This is a genomic window from Acidaminococcus sp. AM05-11, from assembly GCF_003472805.1.
In the GTDB taxonomy this organism is placed as follows: Bacteria; Bacillota; Negativicutes; order Acidaminococcales; family Acidaminococcaceae; genus Acidaminococcus; species Acidaminococcus hominis.
Window position 1 is genome coordinate 125,123 of sequence record NZ_QRMX01000004.1, and the last position, 20,623, is coordinate 145,745.

Here is a 20,623-nt window from a genome sequence, read left to right on the forward strand (position 1 = left end):
TAAATGGTGCAATTGTTTACAAAAATTTAAAATTTGTGGCAAGAATGTTTGACAGCAGTAACTTTGGGTGGTATACTTTTAGTCACTTATAGCAAACCAGTAGGATAGTAGCATGGAAAGAGGTAAGCCAAATGAGCGAAGTAGTAAAGGTAAAGAATGTACGTATCGGCGAAGGAATGCCCAAGATTGCCATCCCCATTTCGGACAGCGATTACGCAGGGGTGCGGAAATCCGTGAATCTAATCATGAATTCCCCCTGTGACCTGATTGAATGGAGAGCAGATTTCTTCAACAATGTAACGGATCCGGAAGTTCGGATTAAACCCATGACCCTGTTCCGGGACCAGTTGTGGAACCTGCCGCTGCTCTTCACCGTCCGCACGGACGTAGAAGGCGGCATGATGGAAATCGATACCCAGGACTATGTGGATCTGCTCCTGGCGGTTATTGACAGCGGCCTGATTGATCTGGTGGACGTGGAACTGTCCCGGGGCGAAAAAGCCATGAAGACCATTGTAGAGGCGGCCCACGAAGCCGGCGTCAAGGTGGTTGGCTCCCGGCACAATTTCAAGAGTACCCCGGACAAGGACATCATCGTCCGGAACCTGTGCAAGATGCAGGACCTGGGCTGTGACATTGCCAAATTCGCCGTGATGCCCCAGTCGGAACGGGATGTGCTGACCCTGTTGGATGCCACCCTGACCATGAAGGAAGAACACGATGAAACGCCGGTGATTACCATGTCCATGGGGCACAAGGGCGTCATCAGCAGGATCTGCGGCGAAGCCTTCGGTTCCTGCATTACCTTCGGCACTGCCGGCAAAGCTTCGGCACCGGGACAGCTGCCAGCCAACGGCCTGTCCATATTCTTAAAGAGCCTGGCCTAAAAGCGTACAGGTGTGGTGAGAACTGCACCTGTTTTTTTATGGGCTAAAGGGGAAAACGGAGAAATTTGTCCGTTTATTTTTTCTTCAGCACCCAGCTTTGCAACAACTGGCAGCGGTCTTTTGGACCGCTGCTGAATTTTTTGTAAATACAGGATTGCTTTGCGGTATAATAGAAGGTGAACGAACCTGCCGGCGCGGCAGTCTAAAGAGGGGGCATACAGATGGATAAGAAACAACCCATTGGCGTAATCGATTCAGGAGTAGGGGGCTTGACGGTGCTGAAATGGCTCCGGGCAAAAATGCCCCACGAGGATTTTATCTTTATCGGGGATACGGCACGGACGCCCTATGGCAACCGGTCCCGGGAACAGATCATTGAATTTGTAGGGGATATGACCGCCTACCTGGACAAACGGCACATCAAGCAGCTGGTGGTGGCCTGCAACACCATTACGGTGCTGGGTAAGGACGTGATCCAAAACGGGTATGACTTTTCCGTTATCGGTATGGCCAAAGGCGCCCGGATGGTGAAAGGCGTAACCAAGAACAAACGGGTGGGCTTTGTGGCCACGGACTTTACGGTGTCCACCGGGGCCCATAAACGGGAAATCCAGGCCATGGACCCGGAAATCCAGGTGTTTGGGCAGGGCTGCCCTAAATTTGTGCCCCTGATTGAAGGGGAGAAATTTGGCACTCCGGAACTGGCCAGCGCCGTACAGGAATATGCCGACGACCTGAAGGCCCATGACGTGGATACGGTGCTCCTGGCCTGCACCCATTATCCCTTCGTCCGGGAAGAGCTGCAAAAGGCCCTGGGATCCCAGGTGACCATTCTGGACCCGGCAGAGCGGACCACCCAGGATGCCATCGAGGACCTGGCGGCCCGGGGACTGGCCCAGACGGAAGGCATCGGGGAAACGGAAATCTGCTTTACCGCCGATGTGGAACGGGGCCAGCGGCTGGCCCAGCGGGTCATGGACACAAACGGCTGCGTCTTCAAGCTGATTCAATTATGATAAAGCAAAAACAGGATGTATGACCCTGGTGGTCACACATCCTGTTTTTTTGCTTTCCCCAGAAGCGTTCCCCTGCCTGGGGGTTTTTGAGTTCCGGGCAATAAACCGGAAGATGAAATCCCGGATCACGTGGCTGGGGGTAGTGCCCTGCTGCCGGCAGAGCTCCCCAAACCGCCGGAGGGGCTCCTCCTCCATGCGCACCGACAGGCGTTTTTTCTTGAGGTATTTATCTTCTTCCCAATCTTCCATAGGCATCCATCCTTTCTGGTGGGCCCGGCGCCCCGGATTCCCCAATCCGGCTTTAGCCAGGCCCTACAGCTTCCCTTACTTTCAGTATAGCAGGGAGGGTGGGGTGAAATCCTCCCAGGTAAGTGTTTGGGGAAATTAATCCCCGGCGGCCACCTGGTAGGTTTCCCCGGTTTCCTCATCCCGGACCTCCAGGCTGCAATGCAGCCCCTCCAAAATCCGCAGCAGGGTTTCCAGATTGGGCTCCCGCTTCCGGTTCACGTACAGGGACAGGGAGTCCTTCCGGATGCCCGTCCGTTCCGCCAGGTCCCGCTGGTGCAGGCTGCGGTCTGCCAATTTTTCCTTGATGATCTCTGTAATATCCATAGGCTCCTCCTTTGCTGCCTCCTGCCAGGGCAGGGGGCAATCCTGCGTTTTTCCATACTTTCAGTATAGCAGGAAGGGTGGGGCGAAATCCTCCCAGAAAAGAGCCGTTTTGGGGCATAAAAAAACAGGTCTCCGTCTCCCTGGGGAGACCGGAAACCCGGCAGGTCCAAAAAAGGGTAAAAAAATGGAGCTACTGATAGGATTCGAACCTACGACCCTCTCATTACGAATGAGATGCTCTACCAACTGAGCTACAGTAGCATTCATGGAGAGTATTTTACCATGTTTTCCGCTTTTTTTCAAGGCCTGATCTGTATTTTTCGGGCGGCAAACGGAAGATTTTGGGAGCGTATAAAGTTAACCTGTTTTTTGCAATTTCCAGAAAATAGCGGTATAATCAAAAGCAAACAGAATAGAGAAGCCGGCGGTGAAAACCGCAGGGCAGGGGAGCTTGCAGGCAGAAATGCCGGACAGGCTGAGAGGAAGGTAGGCCCTTCGACCCGTGAACCTGATTTGGATAATGCCAACGTAGGGATGCAAACGAGCAAAACGGCAAGAGAAGTTACCCGGATTCAGGTGGCTTCTCTTTTTTGTTGTCCCAAAACAAGGAGGCCTTGGAAATGCGAATCAATGGAAAAGAAGAAAAGGCTGAGGGCCGGACCCTGCTGGCGTACCTTCGGGAGCGGCAGATCGACCTGGGCAACGTAGCCGTGGAACGAAACGGGGACATTGTGCCCAAAAGCCAGTATGCCTCGGTGCTGCTCCAGCCGGAAGACGTGCTGGAGATCGTGTCGTTTGTAGGCGGGGGCTGAGATGCTCAGCCAAAAAGAATGGTTTGACGCCCTGGAAAGCCGCCACGGAGCGGCGCGTCAGGCCAAATTCCGCCAGGGCCGGGTGGCCATTTGCGGGCTGGGGGGCCTAGGCTCCCGGGTAGCGGAGCTTTTGGTCCGGGCTGGGGTAGGACACCTACGGCTGGTGGACGACGACCGGGTGGAAGCCACCAATCTCAACCGGCAGCTGTATTTTATGGACCAGCTGGGCCAGTACAAGGCGGAGGCCCTGGTGGCGAGCCTGCGGCGGATTACCCCCTACGCAGAGTTGGTGCCCCGGATCCTGCGGCTGACGGCGGAAAATATCCCCCAGGAGCTGGCCGGCTATGACTTGATTGTAGAAGCCTTTGACGGGCCCCGGGAAAAGGCACTTTTGTGCAATACGGTCCGGGAGTGCTTTCCCCAGGCGGTGCTGGTGGCCGCCTCCGGTATGGCCGGCTTTTCCTCCGGCAACCGGGTCCGGGTGCGCAAACTGTCCCCTCATTTTTACCTGTGCGGGGACAGGACGGCGGATATCCGGGACGGAGACGGGCTCTACGGGGCCCGGGTCAATTTGTGTGCGGCCCAGGAGGCCCTTACGGTGCTTCAGCTGCTAGCTGGAGAAACAGAAAAAATTGGAAAGGATGAATACTATGAACGCAAATGATACTTGGCAGCTGGGAGGCAAAATCTTCCATTCCCGCTTTATTCTGGGCTCGGGGAAATATTCCCTGCCGTTAATTCAAACGGCCATTCAGGACGCCGGTGCCGAAATGATTACCCTGGCGGTCCGCCGGACCAATACCACTGGACAGGACAATATCCTTCAGTACATTCCCCAAGACGTAACCCTGCTGCCCAATACCTCCGGCGCCCGGAATGCCCAGGAGGCGGTGCGCATTGCCAAACTGGCCCGGGAACTGGGCTGCGGGAACTTCGTGAAAATTGAAATCATGCGGGACAGCCGGTACCTGCTGCCGGACAACCAGGAAACCATCAAGGCCACGGAACTTCTGGCCCAGGACGGCTTTGTGGTGCTGCCCTATATGTTCCCGGACCTGAATGCGGCCCGGGACCTTGTCAGTGCCGGGGCTGCGGCTGTTATGCCTCTGGCTGCGCCCATTGGCTCCAACCGGGGCCTGTCCGCCCGGGACTTTATCCAGATCCTCCTGGACGAAATTGACCTGCCCATCATTGTGGACGCGGGCATTGGCCGGCCTTCCCAGGCCTGTGAAGCCCTGGAAATGGGGGCCGCTGCGGTAATGGTAAATACCGCCCTGGCCACTGCCGGGGATTTACCTCTCATGGCCCAGGCCTTCCGCAGCGCGGTGGAAGCCGGTAGGAAAGCGTATCTGTCCGGCCTGGGACGGGTGCTCAGCCGGGGCGCCGCCTCCAGCGATCCCTTGACTGGCTTTTTGCGGGAGGATGCCTGATGGAAGAAGAAAATCAATTTTTGGTGGACGGCAAGAATCTAACCCCGGCTGCCCTGAAACGGAAACACCAACTGGAAAACGACCCTTCCTGCCGGAAGGACCCGATGGAATACCTGCCCGGCATGGAGCAGCTCCAGTCGGAGGTTCGGGAAAAGGTTATCAGCCAAATGGAGTCCTATGACCCCAGCGCCTATACGGCGGTGGACGTGCGCCGGGCCCTGTGCCATGAGCGGGTGACCGTGGAGGACCTGAAGGCGCTGCTCAGCCCGGCGGCGGAGCCCTTCCTGGAAGAACTGGCCCAAAAGGCCCGGGCAGTTACCAGCCGGCATTTTGGCAACACGGTGTATCTGTTCACACCCCTGTATCTGGCCAACTACTGCGAAAACTACTGCATCTACTGCGGCTTCAACTGCTACAATCCCATCCACCGGCTCCAGCTCACCGGGGAGCGGATGGAGCAGGAAATGCAGGTAATCGCCCAAAGCGGCATGGAGGAAATCCTGCTGCTTACCGGGGAAAGCCGGGCCAAAAGCAGCGTGGAGTATATCGGGGAGGCCTGCAAGCTGGCCGCCAAGTACTTCAAGAACGTGGGTCTGGAGGTCTACCCCATGAACACCGACGAGTATCGGTATCTCCATGCCTGCGGGGCGGATTCGGTCACCGTATTCCAGGAGACCTACGATCTGAAAAAATACGAAACCCTGCATCTCTTGGGGCACAAACGGGTATGGCCCTACCGGTTTGATTCCCAGGAACGGGCCCTTAGGGGCGGCATGCGGGGGGTGGGCTTTTCAGCCCTTTTGGGGCTGTCCAATTTCCGCAAGGACGCCCTGGCCACAGCCCTTCACGTGTATTACCTCCAGCGGAAGTATCCCTGGGCGGAAATGAGCCTGTCCTGCCCCCGGCTGCGGCCCATTATCAACAACGCCTCCATCAACCCCCAGGACGTAGGGGAGCGCCAGCTGTGCCAGATTCTCTGCGCCTACCGGCTGTTCCTGCCCTTTGCAGGAATTACCGTTTCCAGCCGGGAATCCGCGGCCTTTCGCAACGGCATTGTGCGCATTGCGGCCACCAAGGTCTCCGCTGGGGTGTCCACGGGCATCGGGGACCACGAGGAAAAGTATACTGGAGAGCAGAGCGGGTCCGAAGGGGACGAACAGTTTGAAATCCAGGACGGCCGGAGCCTCCGGGCCATGACGGAGGATCTGGACCGGGAAGGCCTCCAGCCGGTGCGCAATGACTACCTTTACGTGTAGCCTGCCCTTTGGCTGCGTCACCCACCGCCAGCTGTACCAGGTTCCCCTGCTGGAACAGGTGGAAGGGATTTTGGCCCAGCGGCCTGCGGCCCTGCTGCTTCGGGAAAAGGATTTAAATCCAGAGGTTTATCGGCAGCTGGCCCGGCAGGTCCTCTCTCTGTGCCGCCGGGCCGGGGTGCCCTGCATTCTGCATTTTTACCCGGAAGCGGCCCGGGAACTGCGCCCCGAGGGCCTGCACCTGCCGCTTCCGGTGTTGGAGCGCCTTAGGCCGGAGGAACGGGCCGCCCTGCCGCCCCTGGGAGCCTCCTGCCATAGCCTGAAAGACGTCCTTACAGCGGCGAAACTAGGTACCGCAAGGGTGAGTTGGGTCATATCTATACCACCGCCTGTAAGCCAAATTTGGCCCCCAGAGGGGTGACGCTGCTCCAGGAGGTATGCCGCCGCTCCCCGGTGCCCGTCTGGGCTATCGGAGGCGTTACCCGGGAAAAGCTCCCGGAGCTTGCTGCTGCCGGGGCTGCCGGAGCCTGGGGTATGGGAGCTTTTGCGCAGCTGCCGGAAAAATAAAAAACGAGGCTGGAAAAATGAACATTCATTTTTCCAGCCTCGTTTGCGTGTGTGTGGTTTTGTCTTGCGTTCAGGGGCAAGTCCCTTATTTGTTCAGCATGTATTCGGCCATATGGGCGGCAGCTTTCTTGCCGGCACCCATAGCCAGGATTACGGTAGCGGCACCTGTGGCAGCGTCACCGCCGGCGTACAGGCCGGGCACGGACGTAGCACCGGTTTCCTCGTCAGCCTGGACGCAGCCTTTTTTGGTCAGCTCCAGGTCGGGGGTGCCTTCGTAGCTCATGGGGTTGGGGGACGTACCAATGGCCATGATTACCATGTCCACCGGCAGGTCGTATTCGCTGCCCTCAATGGGTACAGGACGGCGGCGGCCGGAAGCGTCCGGTTCGCCCAGCTGCATCTTCTGGCAGGTTACGGCGCAGACACGGCCGGTGTCGTCTCCATGGATTACCAGGGGAGCGGTCAGGAAGTCAAACTGGATGCCTTCTTCCTTGGCGTGATGGATTTCTTCCAGCCGGGCAGGCAGTTCAGCCTCGCCCCGGCGGTACAGTACATGCACGTCCGCACCCATCCGGCGGGCACACCGGGCCGCATCCATGGCCACGTTGCCGCCGCCGACTACGGCAGCACGCTTGCTGTGGAGGATGGGGGTGTTGCTCCGGGGATCATAGGTCTTCATCAGGTTGGTCCGGGTCAGGTATTCGTTGGCGGAATATACGCCTACCAGGCCTTCTCCGGGAATCTTCATGAATTGGGGCAGACCGGCACCGGAAGAAATGAAGACGGTTTCAAACCCATGTTCAAACAGTTCAGGAATGGTCAGTACCTTGCCGATAACCATATCGGTTTCGATGGTAACGCCCATTTTCTTTAATTTATTCACTTCCTGGGCCACAATGGCTTTGGGCAGGCGGAATTCAGGAATGCCGTAGCTCAGCACGCCGCCGGGCACATGGAAAGCTTCAAAAACGGTAACGTCAAAGCCTTTTTTGGCCAGTTCCCCAGCGCAGGTCAGGCCCGCAGGGCCGGAACCGATGACCGCGGCCTTGTGGCCGTTTTTGGGAGCGGTTTCCGTGTTTTCTGCGTTGTTGTGGGCAGCCCAGTCGGAGACAAACCGTTCAATCCGGCCGATGGAAACAGATTCCTGTTTGATGCCCCGGACGCATTTGCCTTCGCATTGGTTTTCCTGGGGGCAGACCCGGCCAGAAATCCGCGGCAGGGCATTGGCCCCGGACAGAATTTCGTAGGCAGCGGCAAAGTCGCCTTCAGCGGTCTTTTCCAGGAATTGGGGAATGGGAATGCCTACCGGGCAGCCGGTTACGCAGGCAGGATTGTTGCATTGCAGGCAGCGGCGGGCTTCATTGATGGCTTGTTCCGGCGTGTAGCCCAGCGCTACTTCCAGGAAGTTGCATTTGCGGACGTCCGCCGGCTGTTCCGGCATGGGCGTTTTGGTAGCTTGCAGGTTCAGATTCGGATTAGGCATGTTGGCGTTTTCCTCCCGTCAGGCGGCAAAGATGTTCTTCCCGCTCTTTAGATTCAAATTCCGTATAGGAACGGTTCCGGGCAATGGCTTCATCATAATCAATCTTGTGGCCGTCAAAGTCCGGGCCATCCACGCAGGCAAAGCGCAGTTTTCCGTCCACCGTTACCCGGCAGCAGCCGCACATGCCGGTGCCGTCGATCATCAGGGGGCTCATGCTTACCGTGGTGGGGATATTATATTTTTTCGTCAAGAGGGAAGTAAACTTCATCATGGGCAGGGGTCCAATGGCAAATACATGGTCCAGCTTTTCCCCGCTGTTGATCAGTTCTTCCAGCTTGTTGGTGACAAAGCCGTGGTAGCCGTAGGTGCCATCATCCGTGCACATGTAGAGGTTGGTGGAAGCTGCCTTCATTTCCTTTTCCAGGATTACCAGATCTTTGGTTTTGAAGCCGCTGATCAGCTCTACCTTGTTGCCGGCTTCGTGCAGGGCACGGGCTACCGGCAGGGCAATGGCGCAGCCCAGGCCGCCGCCGACTACTGCCACATGGCCATAGCCTTCCACGGGGGTGGGTTTGCCCAGGGGGCCTGCCAGGTCAGCCAGGCAGTCGCCTACGTTTAGCTGGTCCAGGTCAATGGTGCTGGCGCCGATTTTCTGGTAAATCACGTCTACGCAGCCGTTTTCTGCAGAGGAGATGGTCAGGGGAATCCGTTCTGCATCCACGTTGGAACGCAGGATTACAAACTGACCAGCCTTGGCTTTGGCAGAAATCAACGGAGCGTACATGGAAATCCGCGTAATGTTGGGGTTCAGTACTTCCTTTTCTACAATCTCAAATCTACGAGGCATGGTTTCACATCCTTAATCTAGAGAGCCGCATCGCGGCGTATGGTATGAGAAAGGAAACAGGCGGAAACCTGTTTCCTTTCTTTGAAGAATACCGCATGTTGAATTAAAAAGCAAGATTGAAACAGATTTTGGCTTAATCTTTGATGCCGGCAATATTCTTGGCCAGCTGTTTTTTGCCGTCGATGTTCCCCTGGCGGGCAATCATGATCCGCTGGGCTTGAGGAGAACCGGCCCCGTGCAGGGATTCGGTCCGGTAGCCTACAGCAGCAGCGCCCAGGCACATATTTTCCAGGAAACGCATGATGCGCTGACGGTCTTCGGTGGAAACGTCAGGCCGGCCGGCAAAGAACTTGTTGCAGATTTCGCCGATGGTTTCCCCGTTGCGGCCCACTACCGTGTTGGACTTGAAGTCCGTTTCGGAAGGCATGGTCACCATCAGGCCGCCGGCAATGTCTTCTGCCAGGCGGACGATTTCGTAGGGGAACCGGGTGATGTTCTGCTTGCACACGTTGGCCAGCAGCATATCAATTTGGTAGTTCCCGGCTTTGGTGGGGCAGCCTTCGCAGGAGCAGGCAATGCCGCAGCTGTACAGGGTTTCGTTCAGGTGGGTCATTTCAATCAGTTTGTCTTTGATGTGGCTGGCTTTTTCTACGCCGTTGTATTCGGCAGCCAGGGCAGCGGCCCCAATCACCACATCGCCTACGCCTACTTTGCAGCCGCCGTAGGATTGACGGTGATAACCGGCAAACCGTTCTACCATCATGCCGGCAAATTCATATTCGCCGTTGAGGAAAATGTATTCGTTGGGAATGAACACATGGTCCAGTACCACCAGGGCTTCCTGGCCGCCGAATTTGGCGTTGCCCAGGTCAATGCAGGCACCGGGTTCCATTTTCCGGGTATCGCAGGATTGTCTGCCGTAGACCATGTACAGGCCATCTGCATCGGTGGGGCAGGCAAAGCTTACGGCGTAATCCTTGTCCGCTTCCTTCATGGAAATGGTGGGCATGAAAATGTGCCAATGGGAGTTGATGGAACCGGTCTGGTGCACCTTGGCGCCGCAGACTACAATGCCGTCCGGCCGTTTTTCCACTACATGGACGAACATATCGGGATCGGCTTGTTCATGGGGAGCCTTGGAGCGGTCCCCTTTGGGGTCGGTCATGGCGCCGTCCACGGTCAGGTCGTTATCCTGTACGTAGATCAGGAATTTCTTGAAGTTTTCATGGTAATGGGTGCCGTATTTTTCATCGATTTCATAGGTGGTGGAATAAACGGCATTGAAGGAGTCCATGCCTACGCAGCGTTGGAAGCAGCTGGCGGTCTTTTGACCCAGCAGGCGCTGCATCTTTACCTTCTTGATCAGGTCATCGGTGGATTGGTGCAGGTGGGTGAAGCGGTTTACCGTATGGCCGGTCAGGTTGGAGGTAGCGGTCATCAGGTCCTTGTATTTGGGATCCTGGGCCAGGGCATAGGTCATGGCTACAGAGTTGATGGAAGGACGGATAATGGGATGGTCCACCCAGTTATCAATCTTTTCCCCGAACATATATACTTTCGTGTGGAGCTTGCGCAGGCTTTCTACGTATTCAGCAGCAGTCATCAAAGTCATTTTGGGTTCTCCTTTATTGGAAAAAGAAATCCGATCCGCCGCCCGAAGGAGGCGGACCGGTTAGAGAGAGGGCTATATCATTATTTGCCGGCCAGGGCTGCGTAGGTGTTGTACCGTTCTTCCGCATCCCGTGCACACTTGTTGTACAGTTCTTCCGCCTTATCCGGGAAGGACAGCTTCAAGGATGCATACCGGTTCTGGCCCAGCAGGAAGGCCCGGAAGTCCCCAGTGGGTTTCTTGGAATCCAGGGTGAAGGGATTCTCGCCGGCTTTCTTCTTGTCGGGATCGAAGCGGTACAGATGCCAGTAACCAGCTTCTACGGCTTTCTTTTCTTCGTTCTGGCTGAGGCCCATGCCGCACTTCATGCCGTGTTCGATGCAAGGGCAGTAGCAGATAACCAGGGACGGGCCCGGATAAGCTTCAGCTTCCCGAATGGCTTTCAGGGTTTGGGCAGGATCGGCACCCATGGCTACCTGGGCTACGTACACATACCCATAGCTCATGGCCATCAGGCCCAGGTCCTTCTTCTTGGTTTCCTTGCCGCCGGCAGCAAACTTGGCAATGGCGCCAGCTTCGGTGGACTTGGAAGCCTGACCGCCGGTGTTGGAGTACACTTCGGTATCCAGTACCAGTACGTTGATGTCCCGGCCGGAAGCCAGTACATGGTCCAAACCGCCGTAGCCGATATCGTAAGCCCAGCCGTCGCCGCCGAAGGCCCAAACGCTCTTCTTGGCCAGGTATTCTTTATTGTGACGGATGAATTCCGCTTCTTCGCTGGCGTTGTTTTCCAGGGCAGCCAGCAGATCATCGCTGACCTTCCGGGATTCAGCCGTAACGTCTGCCTTGTCCAGGTAAGCCTGGCAGGCTTCCACAGCTACGCCCTTAGCCTTCAGGGCCGTAACGGAAGCTTTCAGTTCCCGTTTTACCGCATCTTGGCCCAGCAGGTAGCCGTAAGCGTATTCAGCGTTGTCTTCGAACAAGCTCATAGCCCAGGCAGGACCGAAGCCTTTCTTGTCCGTGCAGTACGGGGAAGAAGGAGTGGAGCCGCCGTAAGCGGAGGAGCAGCCGGAAGCGTTGGTGATGTACATCCGGTCGCCAAACAGCTGGGTAACCAGTTTGATGTATGGGGTTTCGCCGCAGCCAGCGCAGGCACCGGAGAATTCGAAATACGGTTTGGCAAACTGGGAGCTCTTGACGTTCTTGTCGCTGACCGCATCTTTCTTCACGGTAACGGTTTCTACAGCATAATCCCAATTGGGAGCTTCGCCCAGCTGGCTTTCCAGTGGTTTCATCACCAGGGCTTTTTCCTTGGCAGGGCACACATTGGCGCAGCTGCCGCAGCCGGTGCAGTCATACGGGGAAACCTGCATACGGAATTCGTATTGGCCAAGACCTGCACCCAAAGCTTTCTTGGTGGCAAAGCCGGCAGGAGCAGCCGCTTTTTCAGCAGCGTCCAGGAGTACAGGACGAATGGCTGCGTGCGGGCAAACCAGGGAGCACAGGTTGCACTGGATGCATTTATCCAGCTGCCATTCCGGTACATCCACAGCAGCCCCACGTTTTTCGTACTTGGTGGTGCCAGCCGGCCAGGTGCCGTCTTCCAGACCATACTTGGTGATGGTGGAAATCGGCAGGCTGTCGCCCTGCTGACGGTTCATGACTTCTACCACTTCCTGGATGAATTCCGGGTTCTTGTTTTCTACCGGAGCATCCTCAGCAGTCAGCCAAGCTTCAGGAATGGTTACCTGGTGCAGTTTTTCAATGCCGTATTCAATGGAAGCATTGTTCTTGTCTACCACTGCCTGGCCCTTTTTCTTGTAGTAGGTCTTATAGATGGCATCTTTCATGGCAGTAACAGCCTGATCGATGGGAATGACATTCAGCAGTTTGAAGAAAGCAGCTTGCAGAATGGTGTTGGTGCGGTTCCCCAGTCCAATTTCCCGGGCAATGGAGGTAGCATCAATGGTGTAGAACTTGGCTTTCTTGGCTGCCAGGGCCCGTTTCATGGTTGCCGGCAGGTGGGTTTCCAGTTCTGCATCGCTCCAGCCGCAGTTTAACAGGAAGGTGCCGCCTTCTTTCAGGTTGGCTACCATATCGTATTTATGCACGTAGGACGGGGTGTGGCAGGCTACAAAGTCAGCCTGGGTTACCAGGTACGGAGAACGGATGGGTTCTTTGCCAAAACGCAGATGGGATTGGGTCAGACCGCCGGATTTCTTGGAATCGTACACAAAGTAGGCTTGGCAGTATAGGTCGGTGGTATGGCCGATGATCTTGATGGAGTTCTTGTTGGCGCCTACGGTGCCGTCGGAACCCATGCCCCACAGTTCTGCACTGGTCTGGCCGGCAGGAGAGGTTTCGATTTCCTGGGTAACCGGCAGGGAAGTGAAGGTTACATCGTCCACAATGCCGATGGTGAAATCGTTTTTGGGTTTGTCCTGTTTCAGGTTGTCATAGACAGCCAGGATTTGGCCAGGAGTGGTATCCTTGGAGCTCAAGCCGTAGCGGCCGCCCACGATTTCCATAGGAATGCCCTTGTTCTTGTAGATGCTGCATACATCCTGGTACAGAGGTTCGCCCATGGCGCCAGGTTCCTTGGTTCGATCCAGTACGGCAATTTTCTTTACCGTAGCAGGAACGGCTTTCAGGAAGTAGTCGGCAGAGAACGGACGGTACAGATGAACGTTGATCAGGCCTACCTTTTCGCCTTTGGCTACCAGGTAATCCACGGTTTCCTTGGCAGTTTCTGCGCCGGAACCCATCATAATGATGATTCTGTCGGCATCGGCAGCGCCATAGTAGTTGAACAGATGGTAGCTGCGGCCGGTGAGTTTGTTGATTCCCTGCATGTAGTGTTCTACAGCATCAGGAATGGCAGCCACTCTCTGGTTGCAGGCTTCCCGGCATTGGAAGAAGATATCCGGGTTTACGGTGGTGCCGCGGGTAGCCGGATGTTCCAGGTTCAAAGCGTTTTTGCGGAAGGCCCGGATGGCATCGTAGTCTACCAAAGGCCGCAGGTCTTCGTAATCCAAAGCATCAATCTTTTGGATTTCGTGGGAAGTACGGAACCGATCAAAGAAATGCAGCACCGGCATCCGGCAGTGGATGGCAGCCAGGTGGGCAACAGCCCCCAAGTCCATAACCTGTTGCGGAGAAGAAGATGCCAGCATGGCAAAGCCCGTGTTCCGGACGGCCATTACGTCGGAGTGGTCACCGAAAATGGAAAGGGCATGGGCGGAAAGGGTACGGGCGGAAACATGGAACACGCCCGGCAGCATTTCGCCAGCGATCTTGTACATATTGGGGATCATCAGGAGCAGGCCCTGAGATGCGGTGTAGGTGGTGGTCAAGGCACCGGATTGTAGCGCACCGTGTACGGTACCGGAAGCGCCCCCTTCAGACTGCATTTCTACAACCTGAACCGGTTGTCCGAATAAGTTCAGCTTTCCGTTTGCAGCCCATTCATCTACGTGTTCTGCCATCGGAGATGAAGGGGTGATGGGGAAAATACCGGCTACTTCGGTAAATGCGTAGGAGATATAGGCAGCCGCCTGGTTGCCGTCCATCAACTCAATTTTCTTAGCCATTTTACGTCCTCCCTTAAATTGTTGTTCAAGAATAACCTTCTGCTTCACCGGGTCAGCCAATCATTGGGTAATGACTGACAATCGATCCGGCGCAAGCGGACCGATTTTTGAAGTTATCTCATATATACCCTTTTTTGGCCTCCGGTGCTTTGCACTCCATCGCATATATTTTGCTTTTTTTCACACCAGGCCACCAAAGCCTCCTGAAAAAATGCCAAAAAAGCAGGAGAAAACGGCGCAAAGCAAGGCGCCGTGCGGCTTCCTGGACTTTGCAGGAATCCCTTCCGCCAGTTGGAGAAAAAAAGCAAAATTGCTATATAAGGAAGGCTTTTGTCCCTTTGCCAACCATCCGACAAACGGCAAAAAAATAATGGGTTGTCGCAAAGAACCCAAAACCTGTACTAGCTATAATGAGGACAACAAAACAAAGAGCTGCTTCCGCTAAACCTAAGCAGTTTATAACAGCCCGGCCAGAGCCGGCAGCTGTAAAAGGAGGAAATATAAAATGGATATGAGCTATTTGAAAGACATGCCTATTGCAGTTCTGGGCGGCGGTGCCGTTGGTAAGACCATGGCAGCTGACTGCGCTTTGGCTGGCAAGGAAGTTCGGATCTGGGACCAACCTGCTTTCGCAAAACGCAACTTCGTCAACATTGAAAAAACCGGTATTACCCTGAGCGGCAACCAATTCTCTTATTTTGGTTACAATCGCAAAGGCACTGCAAAGGTTGCCCTGGCTACCGATGACATGGCTAAAGCTGTAAAAGGCGCCGGCATCATCATCGTTGCTACGGTAGCTCTGGCTCACGAAAACCTGTTCCGTGAACTGATTCCTCTGCTGGAAGATGGCCAAGTCATCCACATCCTGCCGGATAACTGTGGCACCTTCATTTTCCGCAAATTGATGCGTGAACTGAACTGCACCAAGAAAGTCATCGTAGGTGCTTGGTACACTGCTCCTTACGGCATCCGTGTTGTAAAACGCGGCGGCGTTACCACCAACGAATGCAAAGTAGAAGACAGAATCACCACCATCCGCGGCTGCGCTCTGCCTATGACCGATAACGATGCCTTCATGGCTTCCGCTTGGTACATTCCTGCATTCGGCGCCATCATGGACGCTGAAGGCGAAGTAACGGTTGCTAAAGACGGCAGCGAATACCATCATGGTTTCGTAACCGGCAACACCGTTCTGGATATCAACCTGTCCAACGTTAACCCTGTAATCCACGTTCCTGGCACCGTTCTGGGCGTATCCACCATGCAGAACTTCGACACCGTTCTGGGTCAAGAAAAGAAGAACTACTCCCTGTATGGTTTCGCTCTGTGCCCCGGCATTGCTGAAGTACAAGCTCAATTCTGGGAAGAAGAAAAAGAATTGGCCAAAGCTATGAACATCGGCCTGTGCACTGTAAACTATGAAGACTTCTTCTCCCGTACCACCATGTACGGCAAAGAATACATGGGCCCTGACTTCGCAGTTCCCTTTAACGAAAGATACGAAAACTTCTTCGGCGATGGCCCGTTCGACCTGGAAAACCGCTACATCACTGAAGACGTTCCTGTTGGCTGCTACCTGATGAGCCAATTGGGCAAGAAATACGGCGTAAAGACCCCGATCATCGATGCTATGATCCTGCTGGCTTCCACCATGCTGAAACGCGACCTGGCTGGCGAAAGCAAGTACACCCTGGATTACCTGGATATCGGCCACATGAACGACGAACAACTGCAGAAATACCTGCGTGAAGGCGTCTTCACCCCGAAAAAATAATAGGAAGCTTGTTTAGCATCATATATAGCAGGAGCTGCTGGTTCCCTTGGGAGCCGGCAGTTCCTGTTTTTTGCGTGAAAAGCAGCAAAAATCCCCGAAAAAACGAATCCTGTTACTCCTGCAAAAACCGCAAATGTCAGAATATTTTGCGCAAAACAATTTGCGGGCATGCAAAAATAATTTAGCCAAAAGCCGTTATTTTTTGCAGTTTGGCTGCTCTTTGGCCCTGAAATTGTACTGGAAATCAGGAAAACAGGATTTTCTTCCCAAAAGGGGCAAAGTCCCCGGAAGGCACAGCCCGTGCGGGTTTTCAAGACTGAATTACCTGAAAATTGGCAAAGTACAGGCAATGCTGACAAAAGATTTTTTAAATTGGCACGGTTTTTGCAATACATATAGGTGAAAGCATTGGAGAGGTCTCCAAAAAAGAAATTGGCCCGTAAGTGTTGGCAGTCGATAGCCGGAAAGTGATAAGGAGGAGTTTTATCATGGCAAAAGAGTATTTGAAACGGATTGAAGCATTGCGCAAACAGTACCTGGAAACCCGGGTGGACATGGACGTTTACAACGCAAAGTATTTGACCGAAGGCTTCAAGGAATCTGAAGGACAACCCTGGATCATCCAAAAGGCCACTGGGTATTATCATCAGTGCAGAGATAAGAACATCTACATTCTGCCCCATGAACTGTTGGTCGGCGGCGTAGCCTTTAAACCCCGTGCCGGCGTTCTGTGCGCTGACAGCTCTGCTTCCATCATTGACCGGGAATTGGATACCATCAGTACCCGTCCCTATGACCCGTTCTACCTGAGCGAAGAAGGCAAGAAGGTCTTCAAGGAAGATGTTTCCGATTACTGGAAGAACAAATGCTTGTTTGACCGCTGGCGTCTGATGGCTCCCCAGGATATGAACACCCTGCGGGACAACGGCATCATTTATATCGACCGGAAAGCCGTCCGCGGCTATGGCGAAAATACCCCGGGCTGGACCCGCATCCTGACCAAAGGCTTGGGCGGCATCAAGAAGGAAGCCGAAGAAGCCCTGGCTAAACTGGACGATGCCAACCCTGGCGATCTGGAAAAGAGCTACTTCTACAAAGCAGAAATCATGGACTGCGATGCCATCGTTCTCCTGGCCAACCGTCATGCAGACCTGGCCGAAAAGATGGCTGCTGAAGAAAAGGACGAAACCCGGAAACAGGAACTCTTGAAGATTGCAGAAGTTTGCCGCTGGGTGCCTGAACATCCTGCCCGCACCTTCTACGAAGCTTGTCAAAGCATGCTGTCCTACGAATATGCAATCTTCATGGAACAGAACGCTTCTTCCTACAACCTGGGCCGTCTGGACCAATACCTGTATCCGTACTACAAAGCCGACAAGGCTGCTGGTATCCTCACCGACGATGACGCACAGGAACTGCTGGACTGCCTGTGGATCAAGATTGCTGAAATGTCCCTGTTCCAGGATGAAGTAACCGCCCAATATGCTGCTGGTTACTGCATCACGGTACAAACCTCCTGCGGCGGTATTGACCAATATGGCAACGATGCTTCCAACGAATTGTCCTACATGATGATCCAAGCTACCGAAGATGTCCGCTTCAAGGAACCGAACCTGGGCTTCACCTATGATATTGCCAAGAACCCGGATTCCCTGCTGCACAAGGCTGTTGAATCCATCAGCCGCGGCCTGACCATGCCGGCCATCTACTCCAACCAAGTTGGTATCTCCATGATGCAGAACAAGGGCGTGCCCCTGCGTGAAGCTTGGGATTGGAACCCCTGCGGCTGCGTAGAAACCAACCTGTCCGGCCGTATGAAACAATATACCGATATTGCCGATATCAACATGGGCGCCATGGTTGAACTGGCCCTGAACGACGGCGTCAGCCGCATTACCGGCAAACGGGTATCCGTTTCCACCGGCGATCCCCGGAACTTCAAGACCTTTGACGATTTCTGGAATGCCGTAATGAAACATATCGACTATGCGGTAGACGTTATCGTCAGCGGCAACCAGCTGCTGGATTACCTGAGCATGCGCTATCGTCCAGTACCTGCCCTGTCCCTGAGCTATGAACACTGCATGGAATCCGGCTTGGATTACAGCCAGCCCGGCGGTGCCAAATACAGCGCAGGCGGCGGCGTTATCACCGTTGGCCAGGCAGATATCATCAACTCCATCGCCGATGTGAAGTACCTGGTTTACGATACCAAGAAAGTTTCCATGGATACCCTGATCAAGGCCCTGGATGCCAACTTCGTAGGCTATGAAGACGTGCAGAAACTGTGCCTGGAAGCTCCCAAGTACGGCAACGATGATCCCAAAGCTGACTTCTGCGTAGGCGCTATCTACACTCACGTAGCTGACCAGTTCGAAAAATACAACACCAAGTTTGGTAAGATGACCATGGGCATGCTGCCTGTATCCGGCAACACTCCTATTGGTGAATGGGTTGGCGCACTGCCTTCCGGCCGTAAAGCCAAGACCCCTCTGACCGATGGTATCGGCGCTACCGGCGGTACCGACGTGAATGGTCCTACCGCACTGCTGAAATCCGTAAGCCATCTGCCGCATGCTCGTTATACCCAGGGCACCCAGCTGAACATGAAGTTCGAACCGGAACTGATTAAAGGCAACGGCGGCATGGTGAACGCCATGAACATGCTGAAGACCATGAACCTGTTGGATGTATACCATGTACAGATCAACTGCGTAGACCGGGATACCCTGATTGACGCCCAGAAGCATCCGGAAAACCACCGGGATCTGCTGATCCGTGTAGCTGGCTACACCGCCTTCTTCGTTGAACTGAGCAAGGAAACCCAGGACGAAATCATTGGACGTACCGAAATCAACAAGTGGCATGTAGACAAATGCTGCGTGGCTAAATAAGCGGATTATTTGAGAGGATGTGGGGAGTATGGTTGCGGAACAGCTGGCAGGGATGGTCCTGCGGATTGAAAGGTCTTCCATTCACGATGGGGACGGTATGAGAACGGTGGTATTTTTGAAGGGGTGCCCGCTGCAATGCGAATGGTACTCCACCCCGGAAAGCCAGAATTTCCACCAGGAAACCACCCAGGATGGCAAAACTACCTATGGCAAGAAAATGACCGTAGGGGAAGTGATGACTGAAGTCCGGAAGGATAGCCCGTTCTACTTCATGACCGGGGGGCGGGATGACCATCTCCGGCGGGGAGCTGCTGGCCCAGCCCTGCTTCGCCCGGGAACTTCTTCACAATTGCACGGATGAAGGCATCAATACGGCTGTGGAAACCAGCCTGTTTGGACCCTGGAATGCTCTGCAATCCCTGCTTCCCTACATCAATACCGTGTATGCGGATTTAAAAGCCGTGACCCCTGCGCTCCATAAGGAGCACTGCGGGATCACCAATGAAATTATCCTGGATAACTTCCGGGCTATGGATAAGGATCCCAATCCTTTCCGGCTGATTATTCGGACCCCGCTGATTCCCGGTATCAATGATACCGAGGCTGAGCTGGCGAAGATCGGCGAATTCTGTGCCAGTCTGAAACGGCTGGTGCACCTCCAGCTGCTGCCGTATCACCGGCTGGGGGAAAGCACCTATCAGAAACTGGGCCGGGATTACAAGCTGGCAGGCGTTCCGTCTCCCACTCCGGAGCATATGGAATGGTGCCAGGAATTCCTGAAACAGTATCTGGATAACGTGGTGCTGTAAGACAACTGTATTTCGATCGGCTGCCCGCAAGGGTGTAAAGGGTGCTGCGAAAAAATGAAAGCTCATTTTTCGCAGCACCCTTTTTTAGTGTTCATTTGTTTCAAGCCATATCCGCACATCGAAACTTCTTCCGAGGCCCTGCGGGCCCTACCTCCTGAGCGCTTGAAGGTGGCATGCTAGGCCACTACTGGTCAACTAATGCCGGAACTATGATGCTGGTATTGTTAAACACTGGAAACCTGATGGGTCTGAACGGCTCCTTCAAGCGTTGCGCTCATATCCAATAGTCCATCAGCTTTTTAAGGGACTATTGGTTAATATGAGCCATGTGATAGCATTCCAAGAAGCGAGCTCGGAGAGCGAAGCTGATTGGCATAATGCGAACCACTCAGGAGCTGTCAGCCTATAGGATGACTGAGGAAGTTTCGTTTTTTCACAGTACCATTTTTTCAGGCCGGGAAGCTTCTCTCTTGAGAAATGCTTCCCGGCCTTTTCTGCAGAAAAATGGACTATGAGAAGGGGGATATTTCCAGCCTGAAGCCGAAGCCAAACCAGCAGGAAACCCTAAAAATAGAAAAACAAAATTTCTGTGTGGGAAAATGGGCGCCGGAAAAGGTTTCCGGCAGGAGACCTGGGGGAGTTGCTGCCTATTGGCAAAAACCGCAAAAAATAGCCGGAAACACAGCTTTTTTGCAAAGTTTTTCCTGGCGCAAAATAAGAATTATTATCCATAAGTTAGCCGCAAAAAACGTTTTGCGGATTTTAGGGTAAATTGCAGAAAAAAGCTAGGAAAAATGCGCCTTTATCAAATACCTGCAAAAATTTTGCAGCAGAAACTTTTTGCGCAAAGAAAAGCAAAAAAATTTGCATGCAAGAGAGATCTGAACAGGTTTTTGGAAAGGCAAAAGTCTTTGCCCATATGCAACCAAAAAATGTACATAAAATCAGAAAGCTAGCAAATAAGCTAATTTGACAAGTTTGAATTATAAGAAAACAAAACATTTTCAGACAACTAAAAAAGTTGGCATGGTTTTTGCAAT

At 54.1% G+C, this 20,623-nt stretch carries 20 protein-coding genes, 1 tRNA gene and 1 riboswitch; of the genes, 14 read left to right on the forward strand and 7 right to left on the reverse strand.

The features are described 5' to 3' along the window. Window positions 1-131: 131 nt before the first annotated feature. Both aroD and murI read left to right on the forward strand, forming a co-directional pair. Window positions 132-887 carry a type I 3-dehydroquinate dehydratase gene (aroD, locus tag DW089_RS03785; RefSeq protein ID WP_105326566.1) on the forward strand — a complete coding sequence of 252 codons (756 nt, stop codon included), beginning with the start codon at window positions 132-134 and terminating at the stop codon, window positions 885-887. Between the two features lie 221 nt (window positions 888-1,108). Further along, entirely contained in the window at window positions 1,109-1,903 is a 795-nt protein-coding gene (gene murI, locus DW089_RS03790; RefSeq protein WP_105326565.1) for a glutamate racemase, read from the forward strand. Here murI and DW089_RS03795 read toward each other — a convergent pair. The 3 genes from DW089_RS03795 to DW089_RS03805 form a co-directional block, all read right to left on the reverse strand. Continuing rightward, the gene (locus DW089_RS03795) at window positions 1,898-2,152 is read right to left on the reverse strand and encodes a hypothetical protein (protein WP_118286810.1); all 255 of its coding nucleotides are present in this window, start codon (window positions 2,150-2,152) and stop codon (window positions 1,898-1,900) included. The genes murI and DW089_RS03795 overlap by 6 nt on opposite strands. Window positions 2,153-2,287: 135 nt before the next feature. Further along, window positions 2,288-2,515: a helix-turn-helix transcriptional regulator gene (locus DW089_RS03800; RefSeq protein WP_105326563.1), complete on the reverse strand. Its 228-nt coding sequence runs from the start codon at window positions 2,513-2,515 to the stop codon at window positions 2,288-2,290. Window positions 2,516-2,700: 185 nt separating this feature from the next. After that, window positions 2,701-2,776, reverse strand: a tRNA-Thr gene (locus DW089_RS03805). Between the two features lie 173 nt (window positions 2,777-2,949). Then, a riboswitch (TPP riboswitch) is annotated at window positions 2,950-3,067 on the forward strand. Between the two features lie 68 nt (window positions 3,068-3,135). On the opposite strand from DW089_RS03805, the gene thiS reads away from it, so the two are divergent. From thiS to DW089_RS11715, 6 genes are read left to right on the forward strand one after another with little or no spacing between them, the layout of a single operon-like run. Continuing rightward, window positions 3,136-3,327 (forward strand): sulfur carrier protein ThiS, encoded by a 192-nt coding sequence (thiS, locus tag DW089_RS03810; protein ID WP_105326562.1) that lies wholly within the window; start codon window positions 3,136-3,138, stop codon window positions 3,325-3,327. Between the two features lies 1 nt (window position 3,328). Then, a complete protein-coding gene (gene thiF, locus DW089_RS03815) occupies window positions 3,329-3,991 on the forward strand; it encodes a sulfur carrier protein ThiS adenylyltransferase ThiF (RefSeq protein WP_105326561.1) in 663 nt (220 codons plus the stop codon). After that, window positions 3,978-4,757 carry a thiazole synthase gene (locus DW089_RS03820; protein ID WP_105326560.1) on the forward strand — a complete coding sequence of 260 codons (780 nt, stop codon included), beginning with the start codon at window positions 3,978-3,980 and terminating at the stop codon, window positions 4,755-4,757. Before thiF ends, DW089_RS03820 begins: the two co-directional genes overlap by 14 nt. Next, window positions 4,757-6,013, forward strand: a complete 1,257-nt coding sequence (thiH, locus tag DW089_RS03825; protein WP_105326559.1) for a 2-iminoacetate synthase ThiH — start codon at window positions 4,757-4,759, stop codon at window positions 6,011-6,013. Before DW089_RS03820 ends, thiH begins: the two co-directional genes overlap by 1 nt. Further along, window positions 5,994-6,431 carry a thiamine phosphate synthase gene (locus DW089_RS03830; protein WP_118286811.1) on the forward strand — a complete coding sequence of 146 codons (438 nt, stop codon included), beginning with the start codon at window positions 5,994-5,996 and terminating at the stop codon, window positions 6,429-6,431. Before thiH ends, DW089_RS03830 begins: the two co-directional genes overlap by 20 nt. Then, window positions 6,413-6,577 carry a thiamine phosphate synthase gene (locus DW089_RS11715; protein WP_158572320.1) on the forward strand — a complete coding sequence of 55 codons (165 nt, stop codon included), beginning with the start codon at window positions 6,413-6,415 and terminating at the stop codon, window positions 6,575-6,577. Before DW089_RS03830 ends, DW089_RS11715 begins: the two co-directional genes overlap by 19 nt. A gap of 85 nt (window positions 6,578-6,662) precedes the next feature. Here DW089_RS11715 and gltA read toward each other — a convergent pair whose 3' ends face one another. The 4 genes from gltA to nifJ form a co-directional block, all read right to left on the reverse strand. Beyond that, a complete protein-coding gene (gene gltA, locus DW089_RS03840; protein WP_105326557.1) occupies window positions 6,663-8,060 on the reverse strand; it encodes an NADPH-dependent glutamate synthase in 1,398 nt (465 codons plus the stop codon). Continuing rightward, window positions 8,053-8,907 (reverse strand): sulfide/dihydroorotate dehydrogenase-like FAD/NAD-binding protein, encoded by an 855-nt coding sequence (locus DW089_RS03845; protein ID WP_118286813.1) that lies wholly within the window; start codon window positions 8,905-8,907, stop codon window positions 8,053-8,055. The genes gltA and DW089_RS03845 overlap by 8 nt, the downstream gene beginning before the upstream one ends. Window positions 8,908-9,040: 133 nt before the next feature. Then, window positions 9,041-10,519, reverse strand: a complete 1,479-nt coding sequence (locus tag DW089_RS03850; protein WP_118286814.1) for a 4-hydroxyphenylacetate 3-hydroxylase family protein — start codon at window positions 10,517-10,519, stop codon at window positions 9,041-9,043. A gap of 80 nt (window positions 10,520-10,599) precedes the next feature. Continuing rightward, window positions 10,600-14,106, reverse strand: coding sequence for a pyruvate:ferredoxin (flavodoxin) oxidoreductase (gene nifJ / locus DW089_RS03855; RefSeq protein WP_118286815.1), 3,507 nt, complete (start codon window positions 14,104-14,106; stop codon window positions 10,600-10,602). A gap of 505 nt (window positions 14,107-14,611) precedes the next feature. Here nifJ and DW089_RS03860 point away from each other — a divergent pair. The 6 genes from DW089_RS03860 to DW089_RS03875 all read left to right on the forward strand — a co-directional run bounded on the left by DW089_RS03860 (window position 14,612) and on the right by DW089_RS03875 (window position 20,354). Further along, window positions 14,612-15,880: an NAD/NADP-dependent octopine/nopaline dehydrogenase family protein gene (locus DW089_RS03860; protein WP_105326554.1), complete on the forward strand. Its 1,269-nt coding sequence runs from the start codon at window positions 14,612-14,614 to the stop codon at window positions 15,878-15,880. Between the two features lie 70 nt (window positions 15,881-15,950). Beyond that, window positions 15,951-16,283 (forward strand): hypothetical protein, encoded by a 333-nt coding sequence (locus tag DW089_RS11320; RefSeq protein ID WP_158572322.1) that lies wholly within the window; start codon window positions 15,951-15,953, stop codon window positions 16,281-16,283. An 85-nt stretch (window positions 16,284-16,368) separates the two neighbouring features. Further along, window positions 16,369-18,774, forward strand: coding sequence for a pyruvate formate lyase family protein (locus DW089_RS03865; protein WP_105326552.1), 2,406 nt, complete (start codon window positions 16,369-16,371; stop codon window positions 18,772-18,774). A 28-nt stretch (window positions 18,775-18,802) separates the two neighbouring features. Beyond that, the gene (locus DW089_RS11420; RefSeq protein WP_199614556.1) at window positions 18,803-19,135 is read left to right on the forward strand and encodes a 4Fe-4S cluster-binding domain-containing protein; all 333 of its coding nucleotides are present in this window, start codon (window positions 18,803-18,805) and stop codon (window positions 19,133-19,135) included. Continuing rightward, the gene (locus tag DW089_RS03870; protein ID WP_199614557.1) at window positions 19,062-19,583 is read left to right on the forward strand and encodes a radical SAM protein; all 522 of its coding nucleotides are present in this window, start codon (window positions 19,062-19,064) and stop codon (window positions 19,581-19,583) included. Before DW089_RS11420 ends, DW089_RS03870 begins: the two co-directional genes overlap by 74 nt. A gap of 504 nt (window positions 19,584-20,087) precedes the next feature. After that, window positions 20,088-20,354 carry a hypothetical protein gene (locus DW089_RS03875; protein WP_147351150.1) on the forward strand — a complete coding sequence of 89 codons (267 nt, stop codon included), beginning with the start codon at window positions 20,088-20,090 and terminating at the stop codon, window positions 20,352-20,354. The last annotated feature ends 269 nt before the right edge of the window (window positions 20,355-20,623 follow it).

What these genes read in the sequence shown, in the direction of transcription:
- aroD (WP_105326566.1), top strand. Translation starts at nt 132, where the DNA reads ATGAGCGAAGTAGTAAAGGTAAAGAATGTACGTATCGGCGAAGGAATG.
- murI (WP_105326565.1), top strand. Translation starts at nt 1,109, where the DNA reads ATGGATAAGAAACAACCCATTGGCGTAATCGATTCAGGAGTAGGGGGC.
- DW089_RS03795 (WP_118286810.1), bottom strand. Translation starts at nt 2,152, where the DNA reads ATGGAAGATTGGGAAGAAGATAAATACCTCAAGAAAAAACGCCTGTCG.
- DW089_RS03800 (WP_105326563.1), bottom strand. Translation starts at nt 2,515, where the DNA reads ATGGATATTACAGAGATCATCAAGGAAAAATTGGCAGACCGCAGCCTG.
- thiS (WP_105326562.1), top strand. Translation starts at nt 3,136, where the DNA reads ATGCGAATCAATGGAAAAGAAGAAAAGGCTGAGGGCCGGACCCTGCTG.
- thiF (WP_105326561.1), top strand. Translation starts at nt 3,329, where the DNA reads ATGCTCAGCCAAAAAGAATGGTTTGACGCCCTGGAAAGCCGCCACGGA.
- DW089_RS03820 (WP_105326560.1), top strand. Translation starts at nt 3,978, where the DNA reads ATGAACGCAAATGATACTTGGCAGCTGGGAGGCAAAATCTTCCATTCC.
- thiH (WP_105326559.1), top strand. Translation starts at nt 4,757, where the DNA reads ATGGAAGAAGAAAATCAATTTTTGGTGGACGGCAAGAATCTAACCCCG.
- DW089_RS03830 (WP_118286811.1), top strand. Translation starts at nt 5,994, where the DNA reads ATGACTACCTTTACGTGTAGCCTGCCCTTTGGCTGCGTCACCCACCGC.
- gltA (WP_105326557.1), bottom strand. Translation starts at nt 8,060, where the DNA reads ATGCCTAATCCGAATCTGAACCTGCAAGCTACCAAAACGCCCATGCCG.
- DW089_RS03845 (WP_118286813.1), bottom strand. Translation starts at nt 8,907, where the DNA reads ATGCCTCGTAGATTTGAGATTGTAGAAAAGGAAGTACTGAACCCCAAC.
- DW089_RS03850 (WP_118286814.1), bottom strand. Translation starts at nt 10,519, where the DNA reads ATGACTTTGATGACTGCTGCTGAATACGTAGAAAGCCTGCGCAAGCTC.
- nifJ (WP_118286815.1), bottom strand. Translation starts at nt 14,106, where the DNA reads ATGGCTAAGAAAATTGAGTTGATGGACGGCAACCAGGCGGCTGCCTAT.
- DW089_RS03860 (WP_105326554.1), top strand. Translation starts at nt 14,612, where the DNA reads ATGGATATGAGCTATTTGAAAGACATGCCTATTGCAGTTCTGGGCGGC.
- DW089_RS03865 (WP_105326552.1), top strand. Translation starts at nt 16,369, where the DNA reads ATGGCAAAAGAGTATTTGAAACGGATTGAAGCATTGCGCAAACAGTAC.
- DW089_RS11420 (WP_199614556.1), top strand. Translation starts at nt 18,803, where the DNA reads ATGGTTGCGGAACAGCTGGCAGGGATGGTCCTGCGGATTGAAAGGTCT.
- DW089_RS03870 (WP_199614557.1), top strand. Translation starts at nt 19,062, where the DNA reads ATGACCATCTCCGGCGGGGAGCTGCTGGCCCAGCCCTGCTTCGCCCGG.
- DW089_RS03875 (WP_147351150.1), top strand. Translation starts at nt 20,088, where the DNA reads ATGGACTATGAGAAGGGGGATATTTCCAGCCTGAAGCCGAAGCCAAAC.